Genomic DNA, 16,615 nt, shown 5'->3' with positions numbered 1-16,615 from the left:
TCCAAAAAACACAGTTTATGACTCCGCTTGTTATCAACAACTAGGTATTACGATGGATATCCTTGCGAACTACGGCACTGTCCTGATTCTCGTCGCTGGCGCTTTTGGCCTTTTAATGGCTATAGGTATTGGTGCAAACGATGTTGCCAATGCTATGGGGACCTCAGTAGGTTCCAAAGCACTAACCGTTAAACAAGCGATTGTAATCGCAATGATCTTTGAATTCGCTGGCGCTTATCTAGCTGGCGGTGAAGTAACTGACACCATTCGTAAAGGGGTGATTGAAACCTCTCTATTTACTGCGCATCCTGACGTGCTGATTTATGGTATGTTGTCATCACTACTTGCAGCAGGTACTTGGCTACTCGTTGCATCTTACATGGGCTGGCCGGTTTCAACTACGCACTCAATCATCGGTGCGATCATCGGTTTCGCATGTATTTCTGTTGGAACCAATGCCGTCGACTGGGGCTCAGTAAAAGGCATTGTGGGTAGTTGGATTGTAACCCCAATTATCGCAGGTTTCTTCGCTTATCTTATTTTCGTCAGCGCTCAGCGACTTATTTTCGATACCGAAAACCCGCTTTTAAACGCCAAACGTTTTGTCCCTGTGTACATGTTTATTACCACCATGGTAATTGCACTTGTCACCATCAAAAAAGGCCTCGCTCACGTTGGCCTACACTTAACTAGCACCGAAGCTTGGATATGGGCAATTGCTGTATCGGCTGTCGTGATGGTCGGTGGTTATATCTATATTTCAAAACGTTTCTCTAATCGCGATAACAACCAAGGCTTTAATGGCGTTGAGAGCATTTTCAGTGTGCTCATGGTTATCACCGCATGTGCAATGGCATTTGCTCATGGTTCAAACGACGTTGCTAACGCGATTGGTCCATTGTCTGCCGTAGTTGCAACCGTAAACAGCATGGGTGTTATTGGCGCGAAAAGTGAAATTGCATGGTGGATTTTACCTCTTGGCGGTGTTGGTATCGTTGTTGGCCTAGCAACACTAGGTCATAAAGTGATGGCGACTGTTGGTACAGGCATCACTGAATTAACACCAAGCCGTGGTTTCGCAGCTCAGCTTGCAACAGCATGTACCGTTGTATTAGCTTCAGGTACTGGCCTACCTATTTCAACCACACAAACACTTGTGGGTGCCGTTCTAGGTGTAGGTTTTGCACGCGGTATTGCAGCACTAAACTTAGGTGTTGTACGCAACATTGTGGCATCTTGGGTTATCACTTTACCTGCTGGCGCAGTGCTTGCCGTGGTTTTCTTCTATGGAATTCAAGCGGCGTTTTCATAGTCAATAGCGTCAATACACTGTTAGTGAAGTGTAATTATTGACTCAAAAACGAATTAAAGGGAGGCTTTGCCTCCCTTCTTTGTTGCACCAAAGGCGGAAAATTTTTACTATCAGTTCATCGTAAGAGAAAACACTAACTAAGCTCAAATCTAAAGCTAAGGGATTTACTGTGAAAAAACTGCTCTGCATGGTGCTATTTTCTTTAATAGCGGCTCCGGTGTTCGCCCAGAACCGTTATATTTCAGATGAACTTTTTACTTACATGCACTCAGGTCCAACTAATGAGTACCGGATTATTGGTAGTGTCAATGCGGGTGAAAAGGTCAATTTAGTCGAAGAAAATAAAGACACAGGATTCAGCAAAGTTGTTGATGAAAAAGGACGTACAGGCTGGGTCGAAAGTCGTTACGTGACACAAGAAGTTAGCCGAGCGATTCGTCTACCACAGCTCGAAAAAGAGCTGTCCAGCGTCAAAGCAAAACTTGCTACTGCAAGTAAATCTGCTGACGAAGAAAAAGCGGGGCTACAAGAAGCTCTGGAAGTACGTAATAAACAAATCTCTGAGCTCGAGAAAAATTATGGTGATATCAGTAAGCAATTAACTGAATCACAATCAGAAGTTCGTAAACTTCGTGCACGTTTAGATACTCAAAAAGAAGATCTACTACTGAAATACTTTATGTATGGCGGTGGTGTTGCAGGTATTGGTCTGATCTTCGGATTAGTTCTTCCACATATCGTTCCACGTCGTAAACGCAAACCTTCTGGGTGGGCTTAATCTCCTTTAACTCGCCAATAATAATGACAAATGCCGCTCTATTGAGCGGCATTTTATTATCATTAAACACTGCAGTGTTAACCTTTCCAATCGTATAGAGCTGGAATTTCTATTAAGTCACCGCGGAAGCGAATAATGGTACTTTTCGGCTTAATCTCAACTAGGGTCGCATCCACTAAAATCTTATCGCCTTGATGATACTCTACTCCGTTAATTTTTACCCAACGCCGCGGGACATCTGTTGTGAAGACATGTGTTTGAAAATCAAGTGGCGGCAATACGCCTTTATATTCAAGCGCATGACGACGTAAATCCATCGCATCTTCATCTTCGCTGGCCTGTGTTTCATCTTCTTTTTCACTTTTTAATGCCGCTTGAACTTTTGACTGCATCGATGCAGAAAGCTGACTTAAGTCGAGATTTTTAAGTGCATCTTCCGCGTCTTGATCGTCTTTTTTCTGTTCTTCTGCTTGCTGGTCATCCGTTGCAACGGATACTGGTTGCTGCTCAGCAGCTAACACATCAGCGCTCGGGGCAATAATGTGACTATTGACGGGCTGTTTATCTTGCTGACCCTCTACACTAATCAATGTTGATTTTAGCGGTGTAAAATCAGGGTAATCATCTTGGTGATAATTCGCCTCTACCGATTTAATCTCCGCAGGAGCCTCTAAGCGAGCCTTTATCTCTTTAACTCGCTCATTGTATGTTGTTAGCGATAATCCTATGACAGTAGCGATTACAGGCACCATAAAGGCACCTCTTATAATCCATGGCGAGCATTGATTACTTTTCATGACGACTCTCCTTAAGCTGAGGAGCATTATGTTGACTCATCATTTCAATTTTCTGCAGGGTCCGCTCTCCAGCCACACCATCTTCCGTCATTTTCTGCCAGTTCTGAAACAGAGCCACTTTTTTCTGTAAAGCCTGATCAAACTCGGTGCTGTCTACGTCAGGCACTTTCAATAGTCCAGCCAGTTTATGATTGAGCATTCTTACATCTTGGCCCTGCATGCCGAGTTTTAAGGTTCGGGTAAATTGATGGTGCCACGCGATAAAATACTGACCTTTCCAATAAGGCTCTAACCATTGGGTCGCAAGTTGATAGCGTTGACCTTCTAAGAGAAGATCGGCTTGCTGTCCGTTTAAGTGGTATAGAACCGCATAACGTTTCATGCCATTCATATCAAGTTCAAGCACAACAGGTAAGTTGCGTTTTGCTAACTGAGCCCAATCACCACTAGCGGATGAGCATTGTAGTTGGGAAGGATGATCATTCTGACACATCATATCCGCCACGCTAGCTTGATAACCCCACACTGAAAATAGAGTATTCATCGCTTGTTCACGGTCACTCGATTGTTCCAGTGCCTTCTTAACCGGCGCTGGAATAACCTGATGGGTAATTGGCGTAGGTAAACTAGGTAATGGCATACGCTGCTCGAGTATCGGCTGAGCAATAAGCGGCCAACATAACCAAAGAGCAACTGAACAAACTCCACCCAAAATAAAGTTCGTCGCTGGTTTAAGCCAAACGGCGGAACTCATAGGCGAAGTTGTATCTTGATAAATGGTGGACTGAAAACTCATGATTTGTGCCGTCGCTTGCTTCACGTTATCAAAAGAAACATGAGTCTCACTAGATTGATACGCCGACTTCAAGGCAGCATCACAAACCAAATTGATCAAACGCGGAATGCTATGAGTGTGTTTAGCAATCCAACGGCAAGCACTCGCTGGAAATAAATCAGGACTTCCCCCAGCTTTTTCGAGACGGAAACGAATGTATTGCGCGACTTCTTGTGGGTTCAGCGGCAAAATATGATACCGCGCAGTGATGCGTTGTGCTAATTGGCGTAACTGCGGTAATTGCAACTTTTGCTGTAATTCAGGTTGTCCAACTAACAATACTTTTAATAACTTACGTTGCTCAGTTTCTAAGTTAGTCAACAACCGAAGTTGCTCTAACACATCAGGAGCCAAATGCTGCGCTTCATCAATCACAAGTAACACTTGCTTGCCCTGTTTATCTTGGCTAATCAAGTAATCCTGTAGCGCTTTACTGAGCTGTTTAAGTGATGCTTGTTCCCGATACTCGACCGAAAACTCATCACAAATGCTCTCTAATAACTCTCGTTCAGAAAATGTGGGATTCAGAATAAATCCCGCTATCGTAGATTCAGGTAACTGAGCGATCATCGCCTTTGCTACAGTCGTTTTGCCGGTCCCCACTTCTCCCGTGAGCATGGCAAAACCGCCGCCATCACCTAATCCAGATTGAAGATAGGTCATCGCCTCTTTATGGCGTTGACTTAAAAATAGAAAACGTGAGTTTGGCACAATTGAAAAGGGTAATTCATTAAAGCCAAAAAATTCCTGATACATGTGCGCTTCTCTACCAATACAACTGACAGCAAAGTATCATTACTGTCGATGTTTATCCAAATGTAATAAGGGTTCTTTCGGTGCAAGTCTATCTAGTCGGCGGCGCAGTCCGCGATCAACTGCTTAATATTCCAGTCCACGACAACGACTGGGTCGTCGTCGGCAGCACTCCAGAAGATATGTTGAACGCAGGATATCAATCGGTCGGGAAAGATTTTCCTGTTTTTCTTCACCCAAAAACAAAAGAAGAATATGCCCTAGCCCGCACCGAAAAAAAAACCAGTGTCGGTTATACCGGCTTTGATTGCTACTTTGCAAAGGACGTCACTATTGAAGATGATCTTATGCGACGCGACCTTACGATCAATGCCATCGCTCAAGATCCTCAAGGAAACTTGATTGATCCCTACCACGGTGCTGACGATATCAAAAACCGTAAGTTACGCCATGTTTCTACTGCCTTTACCGAAGATCCTCTCCGAGTATTAAGAGTGGCACGTTTTGCAGCTAAACTTCATCACCTTGGTTTCACTGTCGCAGACGAAACATTGAACTTAATGCGCCATATTGCCCAATCAGGAGAATTAAATCACCTCACGCCTGAGCGAGTATGGCAAGAATGGCACAAATCTCTGACAACACCAACACCACATAAGTTTCTCGAAATACTACAAAACTGCGGTGCATTAGAAGTGGTCTTGCCCGAATTAGCCGTTTTATTTGGTGTTCCACAACCTGAAAAATGGCATCCGGAAATTGATACTGGCATCCATACCCTAATGGTGGCAGAACAAGCCGCGCAATTAACCCCTTCCCCTATCGTTCGTTTTGCTGCTCAAGTTCATGATCTTGGCAAAGGTGTTACACCAAAAGAAGAGTGGCCAAGCCATAAGCTACATTGCCACACGGGCGTTAAAATCGTTAAAGCTCTGTGTGAACGTGTTCGGGTACCCAATGAGTTTCGTGACTTAGCTGTCGATGTCTGTGAACAGCACACTAATATCCATAACGCGTTGCAACTCAAGCCTGCCACTTTGGTAAAAATATTCAATAAACTTAAGTTATGGCGTCAACCGCAACGACTCGAACAACTACTATTGTGCTGCGCTGCAGATCACAAGGGCCGTTTAGGGTTTGAACAATTGGACTACGCTGTTGCAGAGTATGTAACAGAAGCATTTAATGTGGCAGCACAAATCAATGCACAAGATGTGATTAAAGATGGATTTAATGGCAAAGAGATCAGCGAAGAACAAAATCGCCGTCGAGTTAGAGCGGTTGCACAATTTAAACAAGAATATTTAGAGTGAACCCCTTTCGTATCGGATAATCTTCAGACATAAAAAAACGCCTCCGTCGAGGCGCTTTTTATGTTCAAAGCAAGCTAAAAATTAAGCTTGGCCTTTCACTTCTTTAAGACCGTTGAAAGGAGCACGTTCACCTAGTGCTTCTTCGATACGGATAAGTTGGTTGTATTTAGCAACACGGTCAGAACGGCTCATAGAACCAGTTTTGATTTGACCAGCAGCAGTACCAACAGCTAGGTCAGCGATAGTTGCATCTTCAGTTTCGCCAGAACGGTGAGAGATAACTGCAGTGTAACCAGCGTCTTTAGCCATCTTGATAGCAGCTAGAGTTTCAGTTAGAGAACCGATTTGGTTGAATTTGATAAGGATAGAGTTAACGATACCTTTATCAATACCTTCTTTAAGAATCTTAGTGTTAGTTACGAATAGATCGTCACCAACAAGTTGGATTTTGTCGCCAAGAAGTTCAGTTTGGTGTTTGAAACCTTCCCAGTCAGATTCGTCTAGACCGTCTTCGATAGAAACGATTGGGTATTCGTTAGTTAGACCTTCTAGGTAGTGGTTAAACTCTTCAGAAGTGAAGATTTTGCCTTCGCCTTTAAGGTTGTAGTTTCCAGCTTCTTTGTCGTAGAACTCAGATGCAGCACAGTCCATAGCAAGAGTGATGTCTTTACCTAGTTCGTAACCTGCAGCAGCAACAGCGTCTTTGATTGCAGCTAGAGCAGCAGCGTTAGATTCAAGGTTAGGAGCGAAACCACCTTCATCACCAACAGCAGTGTTCATGCCTTTAGCTTTAAGAACTTTAGCTAGGTTGTGGAATACTTCAGAACCCATGCGAACAGCTTCTTTTAGTGATTTAGCGCCAACAGGTTGAATCATGAATTCTTGGATATCAACGTTGTTGTCTGCGTGCTCACCACCGTTAAGGATGTTCATCATTGGTAGAGGCATTGAGAATACACCAGGAGTGCCGTTTAGTTCAGCGATGTGTTCGTATAGAGGCATGCCTTTAGCTGCTGCAGCTGCTTTAGCGTTAGCTAGAGATACAGCTAGGATAGCGTTAGCACCGAAGTTTGATTTGTTTTCAGTACCGTCAAGGTCGATCATGATTTGGTCGATTGCAGCTTGGTCTTTAGCGTCTTTACCTACTAGTGCTTCAGCGATTTGGCCGTTTACAGCAGATAGAGCTTTAAGAACGCCTTTACCTAGGAAACGAGATTTGTCGCCGTCACGTAACTCAAGAGCTTCACGAGAACCTGTAGAAGCGCCAGATGGTGCAGCAGCCATACCTACGAAACCACCTTCTAGATGAACTTCAGCTTCAACAGTTGGGTTACCACGTGAGTCGATGATTTCACGACCTAGAACTTTAACGATCTTAGACATTAATGTTTCCTCTCATTGAATTTAAATGTCAAAAACTAGGAGGTACCCGAACAAGGCTCCGATACCTCCGTATCCTTTTTACTTCAATTCACCGCGTTGAAATTGGCCTGCCGCTTTAACAAAACCAGCGAACAGAGGATGGCCATCGCGAGGAGTTGATGTGAACTCTGGGTGGAACTGCGCTGCAACAAACCATGGGTGTGCAGGGTTCTCGATCACTTCAACTAGTTTCTTATCTGCAGACAAACCAGAAACTTTTAAGCCCGCTTTTTCAAGTTGTGGACGTAATACATTGTTCACTTCATAACGGTGACGGTGACGCTCATGAATTGTGTCATTGCCATATAGGTCACGAACTTTAGAATCACCTTGAAGGTGACAAAGCTGAGAACCTAGACGCATAGTACCACCAAGATCCGATTTTTCGCTACGCTCTTCAACGTTGCCTTCTTCATCGACCCATTCTGTGATCAATCCTACCACAGGGAATTTGGTGTCTTTGTTAAATTCTGTTGAATGTGCACCTTCCATACCCACAACGTTACGTGCGTATTCAATCAGTGCAACCTGCATACCTAAACAGATGCCAAGGTATGGGATGTTATTTTCACGAGCATATTGTGCAGCACGAATTTTACCCTCAATACCACGATCGCCGAAACCACCTGGAACTAAGATTGCATCAAGTCCCTCTAATAGTTCGGTACCTTTGCTTTCGATATCTTGAGAATCAACGTACTGAATGTTCACGCTTAAACGGTTTTTCAGACCAGCGTGTTTTAATGCTTCGTTTACTGATTTGTATGCGTCTGGTAATTCAACATATTTACCTACCATACCAATAGTCACTTCACCGGTTGGGTTCGCTTCTTCGTAGATAACTTGTTCCCACTCAGAAAGATCCGCTTCTGGTGCGTCGATACCAAAACGAGTACAAACAAGATCATCAAGACCTTGAGACTTGATCAATTGAGGAATCTTGTAGATAGAATCTACGTCTTTCATCGAGATAACCGCTTTTTCTGCTACGTTACAGAACAACGCAATTTTCTTACGTTCGTTAGCAGGAATAACGCGATCACTACGACAAATCAGTACGTCAGGCTGGATACCAACAGATAGCAACTCTTTAACAGAGTGCTGAGTCGGTTTAGTTTTCACTTCACCAGCTGCTGCTAGATAAGGAACTAGAGTCAAGTGACAGAATAGAGTACGTTCACGGCCTACTTCGATCGCTAATTGACGAATTGCTTCGATGAATGGCTGTGATTCGATGTCACCAACAGTACCACCGATCTCAACTAGAGCAACGTCATAGCCTTCAGCACCAGCAATTACGCGGTCTTTGATCGAGTTAGTAATGTGAGGGACAACCTGAATAGTGGCACCTAGATAGTCGCCACGGCGTTCTTTACGAAGAACGTCTGCGTAAACACGACCCGCAGTGAAGTTGTTACGCTTAGTCATCTTAGTACGAATAAAACGCTCGTAGTGACCAAGGTCTAGGTCAGTTTCCGCACCATCTTCCGTAACGAATACTTCACCGTGTTGAGTTGGGCTCATTGTGCCTGGGTCAACGTTGATGTATGGGTCAAGCTTCATAATGGTCACTTTAAGACCACGAGCTTCTAAGATCGCTGCTAATGATGCTGCTGCAATACCTTTACCTAGAGAGGATACAACCCCGCCAGTAACAAAAATATAGTTTGTCGTCATGTTTAACCTGAAATTGGTTGAATGAGGGAAATGGATTTCTTCTGGACGGGACGAAATAATACCAGAACCCATTTATCGCCACAACGTGAAATCTATCACACTCAGTTTTTTATTTTTTGCTTCAAATCAAACTGTATTAACGCAATAAAAACCGCATCGTTATCAATGAAGCGAAATCGTCCCGAAAAACGGGTTATTTTTCGGCCTTCTTGACCAGTTCCCAATAGGAATCTAATTCTTCTAAAGCGCAGTCCTGGAGCTGCTTGCGCGCATTTTTTACGTGCTTCTCAACACCTTTGAAGCGACGTACGAATTTTTGGTTTGCTTTGGCCAATGCCACTTCAGGATCTTTTCCTAAATGTCTGACCAAGTTCACAGTTGCAAACAATAAATCACCGAGTTCTTCTTCCACTCGCTGTTCATTAATGTCCACTTGCACAGCTTCCTCGACCACTTCATCGATTTCTTCGCGCACTTTATCAACAACTGGACCTAGCGTTCCCCAATCAAAACCCACCTTACTGCATCTCTTTTGGATTTTATTGGCGCGTGACAGAGCGGGTAGTGACGTAGGCACTGAATCTAAAATACTGCTCTCTTGCTTGCCTAATGCCTGTTTTTCTTTTTTCTTTTGTTCATTCCAGTTAGCGTCTAGCTGTTCTTGAGTCGTAAATTGTTCATCACCAAACACATGCGGATGACGACGAATCAATTTCTCATTCACCCCTTCTACCACTTGATTGAAATCGAACAATCCTTTCTCTTTGGCAATTTGGCTATAAAAGATTACTTGAAATAATAGGTCGCCTAGCTCTTCTTGCAAGTTAGGCCAATCCTGATTATGGATGGCATCTACGACTTCATAAGTTTCTTCAATCGTATGAGGAATGATCGAGCTGAATGTCTGTTCTTTATCCCAGGGACAACCATTTTGTGGATCTCGCAGTTGCGCCATAATTTTTTGCAATTCTTCAATAGACTGTGACATATCACTCCTCCATAAAAATAAAAACGAGGCGGTAAACTGGGCTACCTCCTCGTTATAAATCATGCATCACACCACAACGGTTTAACCGAGTCGTTTTACCTGCATAACATCTTTAATTTGTTCGATGCGTTTGGTCACTCTCTCAAACACTTCAACACTGTTGACCTCTAATTCAAAATCCATCACCGTCATTTGGCGTTTGAAGTCGCTGCGGCTCTTCATACTCGTTACTTTCACTTTTTCATTCGCCAGCAAAGTAGTGACATCTTTAAGCAAGCCACCACGCTCCATCGCTTCAACGCGCAAAGTCAACAAATAAGAGCCGACAAAACCACGCCCCCAAACGGTTTGGATAATCCGTTCTGGAGCATGATGACGCAACTCAGCTAACTGCTCACAATCGCTACGGTGAACCGAAATACCTCGTCCTTGCGTAATATAGCCACAAATGTCATCGCCTGGAATTGGCTGACAACAACGAGCAAGGTGAGTCATTAAGTTATCGACACCTTCCACTACCACAGCGTCTTTATATGTTGTGGTCGTTTGAGCTGGCTTACTCTCTTCTTGCTGCAGTTTTTCTAGAGCAAGTTTATCTTCCTCTTCTGCAGACGGTTTATTCACTAAGGCATTAATATGATTAATGATTTGGTTAATACGCAAATCACCACTACCAATACCTACGAACAATTCATCCGACGAATTAACGTTAAACCGTTTTAGTGCGTATTGCTCAGCATCTTTTAGTGTTGCACCGATTTTGGCTAATTCAGTTTCTAGAATTTCACGCCCAGCTTCTAAGTTCTTTTCACGGCTCTGTTTACGGAACCATGCGTTAATCTTCGCACGAGCACGGCCGGAATGAACAAATCCTAATGATGGATTCAGCCAATCACGTGATGGGTTGGGTTCTTTCGAGGTGATAATCTCTACCTGATCGCCCATTTGCAACTTATGTGTAAATGGCACAATCCGACCACCTACTTTCGCCCCAATACAGCGGTGCCCTACTTCTGAGTGAATGTGGTAAGCAAAATCAAGCGGTGTTGAACCCATCGGTAGATCGACCACATCACCACGTGGCGTAAAGGCATAGACACGATCATCAAATACCTGACTACGCAGTTCGTCCAGCATTTCGCCTGAATCGGACATTTCTTCTTGCCAATCGAGCAGTTTACGCAGCCAAGTGATTTTCTCATCATAGCCGCTACGTCCAGCTGAACTTCCTTCCTTGTACTTCCAGTGCGCAGCAACACCTAATTCAGACTCTTCGTGCATTTGCTTAGTCCGAATCTGAATTTCAATAGTTTTGCCTTCTGGACCTAAAATAACGGTATGTATCGACTGATAACCATTGGGTTTAGGGTTCGCGACATAGTCATCAAATTCACTTGGTAAATGCTTGTACTTAGTGTGAACGACGCCTAATGCGGCATAACAATCTTGCAACTGGTCTGCAATGATACGTACTGCTCGCACATCAAAAAGCTCATCAAATGCCAGATTTTTCTTCTGCATTTTGCGCCAAATACTGTAAATGTGCTTGGGACGCCCACTCACCTCCGCTTTGATATTGGAAGCTTTCATTTCTTGACGTAAATCGTCGACGAAATCTTTAATATATTGCTCACGAACAATACGGCGTTCAGATAACTGCTTAGCAATTTGCTTATAGGTGTCGGGTTGTTGATAACGGAAAGCGTAATCTTCAATTTCCCATTTTAACTGACCGATCCCTAAACGGTTTGCCAATGGTGCATAGATATTCGCGCACTCTTTTGCTGCAGAACGGCGGACTTCATCCGGCTGATTTTTCACTTCACGTAAGTTACAAATTCGTTCAGCGAGCTTGATAACCACACAACGGAAGTCATCCACCATAGCCAGTAACATACGGCGCACATTATCAACTTGAGCAGACGCTTCGCTGCCATGCAAAGTGACATTCAACTGACCAATAGCCGCCATTTCTTCAACGCCATTGATCAGTTTTATGATTTCCTTGCCATACCCCTCTTCCAGCTCTTCCATATCCAGTAAGCCACTGGTCGCTATAGGTAAAAGCAAGGCGGCCACAAGCGTCGCTTTATCCATCGAGAGAGTGATGAGAATTTCAATCATTTCTCGCCCGCGCCATAGCAACATCGCAGCTTGAGGATTTCCTTCAAGCAGTTCTTCACACTGACGGTATACTTCCGTCAGTTTTGCCGCGGCTCTGGGCTCTAAATTTAAGCTATCAATCCAAGATTTCAGCTCAAATTGTTGATCGGGATTTAAGTGTGCGCTCCGTACCGCAACCATTGATATCGTCCTAAATGTCTTTGTCTCTGCTGTTTGACACAGCTAGAAAAATTAAAGTTCAGCTCACTTGCGCTTTTTTCCAAGTAATCATTACTTTTTAATAAATAACGCCATGGATTCTAGATGACTGGTATGAGGAAACATATCTAGCATTCCCAACCGGACCAATTCATACCCCTGACGCAACAAACTTTGACTGTCCCGAGCAAGCGTAGCAGGATTACATGATACATACACCACTTTGCGCGCAGAAAAAGCGCCTAATTGGTCTATAATACCGGCTGCTCCTGCTCTTGCTGGGTCGAGCAATATTTTATCAAATTGCTTACGAGCCCAAGGCTGAGTAGTCATATCTTCTTCTAAATTGGCCTGATAGAAAGCGATGTTATGCATCTGATTTATTTGGGCATTCTCTGTTGCTTTCAAGACCATCTCGTCAACACCTTCAACACCCACTACCTCAGCAGCTTGTTTCGCAAGCGGTAAGCTAAAGTTACCTAGCCCACAAAATAAGTCTAAAATACGATCTTGTTCGCTTACTTCGAGCCAATCTAATGCCTGAGCAACCATTTGCTGATTGATACCTTGGTTTACCTGAATAAAATTCGTTGGCAAAAAAGGCACCTTCATCTGGCAATCATCATAATATGGCTCATCGCCAAGCTCTTGTATTAATTCATTACTTTCTGGTATTAAATATAACGCCAATTGGGCTTTCTCTGCATAAGTGCGCAATTTGGTGAGATCTTGCGCCGCAAGTGGTGCTAAATGACGCAGGAGTAATACCGTCGTATTCGCCCCTTTAACTAACTCCACATGCCCTAACATGTCAGGACGTTCAAATTTCGCCAGTAATTCATGCAATGGTTTGAGGTGCTGGTTTAAATCGGATTCAAGCACCGGGCAATCCGTCACATTCACAATGCGCTTACTCTGCTTTTGGCGAAAGCCAAAGTTAAGCTGCTGGCTTTTTTTATCCCACCATAAACTCACGCGAGCACGCCGACGATAAGCTTTATCCTCACCGAAAATAGGCGCCGATAATTCCAAAGACTCGCCCGCAAACTTGGTCATCAACTGAGACAACGTCTGCTGCTTGTAATATAACTGAGCTTGCCTATCTAAATGCTGCATATCACAGCCACCACACTCACCATAATGAGGACAAAATGGATCAATTCGCTGCTCACTCGCTTGCTGCACTTTAATTAACTGAGCGCGAGCAAACTTACTTTTACTTTCCGTTAATTGCATCAGAACTTGTTCACCAGGTAATGCACCATCGATGAAAACTGGCTTTTTATTCACAAAGGCAATGCCTGCACCGTGGTGATCGAGTTTATCGATGCTCACGACCTGATGCTTTTTATTTATCGAAGTATTCTTTTTTGGTTGGAAAAAACGTGCCATGCTCACTGCCTAAATCGTTATCGTTTTTGCCCAAGTATCACTATTCTGCTTCGTGAAGATTGTCGAAAGAGGTTGAGTTGATTAAGCTAACGACTTATCGGATAACTTTGGCAAACAAATTGTCGGTTATTTTCCCATATCCACACCATAATGTTTAGACAATAATGACCCGATCCAGATATGGCTTACGCGCTCGCGTTATCACACTGACTCTCGCACCAACCTTAATCATAGGGTTACTACTTAGTGCACTGTTTTCATTCAACCGTTATCACGACCTTGAAAATCAAGTCATCAACTCAGGCGCCAATATCATTGAACCGCTCGCTATCGCGAGTGAAGACGCATTACGTAACGACAGCCGAGAATCCGTTCGCCGTATCATCAGTTATGCGCATCGCAAAAATTCTAAATTCGTTCGCAGTATCGCGGTATTCGATGCGAACAATCAGTTGTTTGTCACTTCGAACTTTCACCCCAACTTCGAGGAGATGATGTATCCAGAGGACAAACCGATCCCTCCGCTCAGTAGCTCTCAATTAGATGAGAATACACTCATCCTGCGCACACCTATTTTAGCGGAGAGCCAATTGGTCGAGGGGAATTGGAATGCCACTAATGCTCCAGTACTGGGCTATGTGTCCATTGAACTTGACCTGACATCACTGCGGCTGCAGCAATACCAAGAAATCTTTTCTGCCTGTTTAGTTCTCATTATGGGGTTAATCCTCTCAGGTATTTTTGCATTCCGCTTAATGCACGATGTCACCAAACCAATCACACACATGAAAGATGTTGTCGATCGGATTAGACGTGGGCATTTAGATGTGCGGATTGAAGGTGTCATGCATGGTGAATTAGATGATTTGAAAAAAGGCATCAACGCCATGGCGATGTCTTTGTCCGAATACCACGTTGAAATGCAGCATAGTATTGACCAAGCCACCTCTGATTTGCGGGAAACACTAGAACAGCTGGAAATCCAAAACGTCGAATTAGACATTGCGAAGAAACGCGCTCAAGAGGCGGCAAGGGTTAAATCTGAATTCTTAGCCAATATGTCGCATGAGTTACGTACACCACTTAACGGGGTGATCGGCTTTACTCGGCAAATGCTCAAAACACAGCTGACAAACAGCCAGAAAGATTATCTACAAACCATTGAAAAATCGGCTAATAATCTACTAAACATCATCAATGACATCTTAGACTTTTCTAAATTGGAAGCCGGCAAATTAGCCCTAGAAAACATTCCGTTTGAATTCCAAGATACCTTAGAAGAAGTCATCAACCTGCAAGCCACCAGTGCCCATGAAAAAGGCCTAGAGATTACCTTACAAGTAGACTCGAAAATACCGGCAGGAGTCGTCGGTGACCCATTACGTATTCAACAAATTCTCACTAACTTAATGGGGAACTCGATTAAATTTACCGAACGCGGAAACATCGACATTAGCGTAGAAATGCGCTCACAACGTGAAGATAGCATTGAACTGCAATTTATGGTTCGTGATACCGGTATCGGTATTTCTGAACGTCAGCAAGCTCAGCTATTCCAAGCATTTAGTCAAGCGGATGCGAGTATTTCGCGGCGTTATGGAGGCACTGGACTTGGGCTGGTTATCACCCAAAAACTGGTTAGCCAGATGGGGGGAGAAATCAGTTTAACCAGTCGCTTACACCAAGGTTCGACCTTCTGGTTTACCTTAAGCCTGCATACGACTGACTTACCAATGAGTGAAAGCTTATTGGAACTCGATTCATTGGAGAACAAACAGTTACTCTTGATCGAACCTAATATGCAAGCGGCCTCTATCGTTCAGCAATTCCTAGTGAACGCGGGTATGAAAGTCACCTATCGCTCGACCTTGCCCACAGAATCAACACCATACGATTTTGTATTACTCAATTTCTCACCGACTAAAGAAGTGGATATGCAAGCCGTAGAGGAAAGTATCCACACGGCTTTGAGCCTATCCTCTAATGTGGTTATCGGTATTCCTAGTACAGAACTGGCGCTGGCAGACCACTTAGTGCAGACCTATCCCGTCCAGTGCATTACTAAACCACTGTCGCGTAAAAAGCTGCTGCAGATGCTCAACAGTCATCAGCCAAAAATCATCGAGCCAATCGAAGTGCTACCCAACTCCGATCGTATTCCGCTGACAGTGATGGCAGTGGATGACAATCCAGCTAACCTAAAATTGATTACCGCCCTACTTCAAGAACGGGTAGAAAGTGTCATCAGCTGTAAAAATGGGTTAGATGCTGTAAAAGAATCCGAGCAGCGTAAGTTCGACATCATATTTATGGATATTCAAATGCCACATATGGATGGGGTAACCGCTTGTCAGGAAATCAAAAAGTCAGCGCTTAACAGTCACACTCCCGTTGTCGCAGTGACCGCACATGCGATGAGTGGTGAGCGCGACCGTTTACTCAAAGCCGGGATGGATGATTACCTGACTAAACCCATTGAGGAACACATTCTTCAACAAGTTCTAGTCCATTGGAATCCCAATATAAATACCGACAAAGTACAAAAACTGGCTATTGCTCCACCAGCTGAAGACAGTACAAATGACAACGATATTGCTGACTCAAGCACAGTAAAAACCAGTAATGGGGTGATTGATTGGGGACTGGCATTACGTCAATCGGCCAATAAACCTGACTTAGCACGAGACATGCTAAAAATGCTGATCGACTATATTCCTCAAGTGAATCAGGTAATTGAAGAAGCTCTGGCTGATGATGATTATCCTGCAGAAGATCTCCTACACCATGTCCATAAAATGCATGGGAGTTGCTCATACAGTGGTGTTCCAAGGTTGAAAAAAGTGTGTGCGACTCTAGAACAAGCGTTACGTTCTGGAGCCAGTATTAGCGAAGTTGAGCCGGAACTATTTGAGCTACAAGATGAAATGGAAAAAGTTGAAAATGCTGCCAAAGCGTTACTAGACAGTTAGTAATTACTTACTTTTTACTTAAAAAAAAGAGCGTCCTAGGGCGCCCTTTCTATATAT

The 16,615-nt window shown here is 43.8% G+C and carries 11 protein-coding genes; 4 read left to right on the top strand and 7 right to left on the bottom strand.

Annotated features, from left to right (window positions below; genetic code table 11):
- Window positions 1-52 precede the first annotated feature (52 nt).
- Window positions 53-1,312, top strand: coding sequence for an inorganic phosphate transporter (locus F9817_RS04790; protein WP_161153822.1), 1,260 nt, complete (start codon window positions 53-55; stop codon window positions 1,310-1,312).
- A gap of 169 nt (window positions 1,313-1,481) precedes the next feature.
- Window positions 1,482-2,090, top strand: a complete 609-nt coding sequence (locus F9817_RS04785; RefSeq protein WP_161153821.1) for a TIGR04211 family SH3 domain-containing protein — start codon at window positions 1,482-1,484, stop codon at window positions 2,088-2,090.
- A 77-nt stretch (window positions 2,091-2,167) separates the two neighbouring features.
- Here the strand turns inward: F9817_RS04785 and F9817_RS04780 are convergent, their stop codons facing one another.
- Entirely contained in the window at window positions 2,168-2,887 is a 720-nt protein-coding gene (locus tag F9817_RS04780) for a general secretion pathway protein GspB (RefSeq protein WP_161153820.1), read from the bottom strand.
- Window positions 2,877-4,478, bottom strand: coding sequence for an AAA family ATPase (locus tag F9817_RS04775; protein WP_161153819.1), 1,602 nt, complete (start codon window positions 4,476-4,478; stop codon window positions 2,877-2,879). The genes F9817_RS04780 and F9817_RS04775 overlap by 11 nt, the downstream gene beginning before the upstream one ends.
- A gap of 80 nt (window positions 4,479-4,558) precedes the next feature.
- Between F9817_RS04775 and F9817_RS04770 the strand changes: the two genes are divergently transcribed.
- A complete protein-coding gene (locus F9817_RS04770) occupies window positions 4,559-5,788 on the top strand; it encodes a multifunctional CCA addition/repair protein (RefSeq protein ID WP_161153818.1) in 1,230 nt (409 codons plus the stop codon).
- A gap of 81 nt (window positions 5,789-5,869) precedes the next feature.
- Here the strand turns inward: F9817_RS04770 and eno are convergent, their stop codons facing one another.
- The 5 genes from eno to rlmD form a co-directional block, all read right to left on the bottom strand.
- Window positions 5,870-7,171, bottom strand: a complete 1,302-nt coding sequence (gene eno, locus F9817_RS04765; RefSeq protein WP_161153817.1) for a phosphopyruvate hydratase — start codon at window positions 7,169-7,171, stop codon at window positions 5,870-5,872.
- 78 nt (window positions 7,172-7,249) lie between these two features.
- Window positions 7,250-8,887: a CTP synthase gene (gene pyrG / locus F9817_RS04760; protein WP_161153816.1), complete on the bottom strand. Its 1,638-nt coding sequence runs from the start codon at window positions 8,885-8,887 to the stop codon at window positions 7,250-7,252.
- 193 nt (window positions 8,888-9,080) lie between these two features.
- Window positions 9,081-9,875: a nucleoside triphosphate pyrophosphohydrolase gene (gene mazG, locus F9817_RS04755; protein WP_161153815.1), complete on the bottom strand. Its 795-nt coding sequence runs from the start codon at window positions 9,873-9,875 to the stop codon at window positions 9,081-9,083.
- Window positions 9,876-9,956: 81 nt separating this feature from the next.
- Window positions 9,957-12,179, bottom strand: a complete 2,223-nt coding sequence (gene relA / locus F9817_RS04750) for a GTP diphosphokinase (RefSeq protein WP_161153814.1) — start codon at window positions 12,177-12,179, stop codon at window positions 9,957-9,959.
- A gap of 90 nt (window positions 12,180-12,269) precedes the next feature.
- Window positions 12,270-13,589, bottom strand: coding sequence for a 23S rRNA (uracil(1939)-C(5))-methyltransferase RlmD (gene rlmD, locus F9817_RS04745; RefSeq protein WP_161153813.1), 1,320 nt, complete (start codon window positions 13,587-13,589; stop codon window positions 12,270-12,272).
- A 164-nt stretch (window positions 13,590-13,753) separates the two neighbouring features.
- Between rlmD and barA the strand changes: the two genes are divergently transcribed.
- On the top strand, window positions 13,754-16,558 hold the full coding sequence (gene barA / locus F9817_RS04740; RefSeq protein WP_161153812.1) for a two-component sensor histidine kinase BarA: 2,805 nt from the start codon (window positions 13,754-13,756) through the stop codon (window positions 16,556-16,558).
- Window positions 16,559-16,615: the final 57 nt, after the last annotated feature.

It is taken from the genome of Vibrio eleionomae, from assembly GCF_009874545.1.
GTDB lineage: Bacteria > Pseudomonadota > Gammaproteobacteria > Enterobacterales > Vibrionaceae > Vibrio > Vibrio nitrifigilis.
The sequence above is the reverse complement of the archived record's forward strand: the minus strand, read 5'-3'. Positions and strand labels throughout refer to the sequence as shown.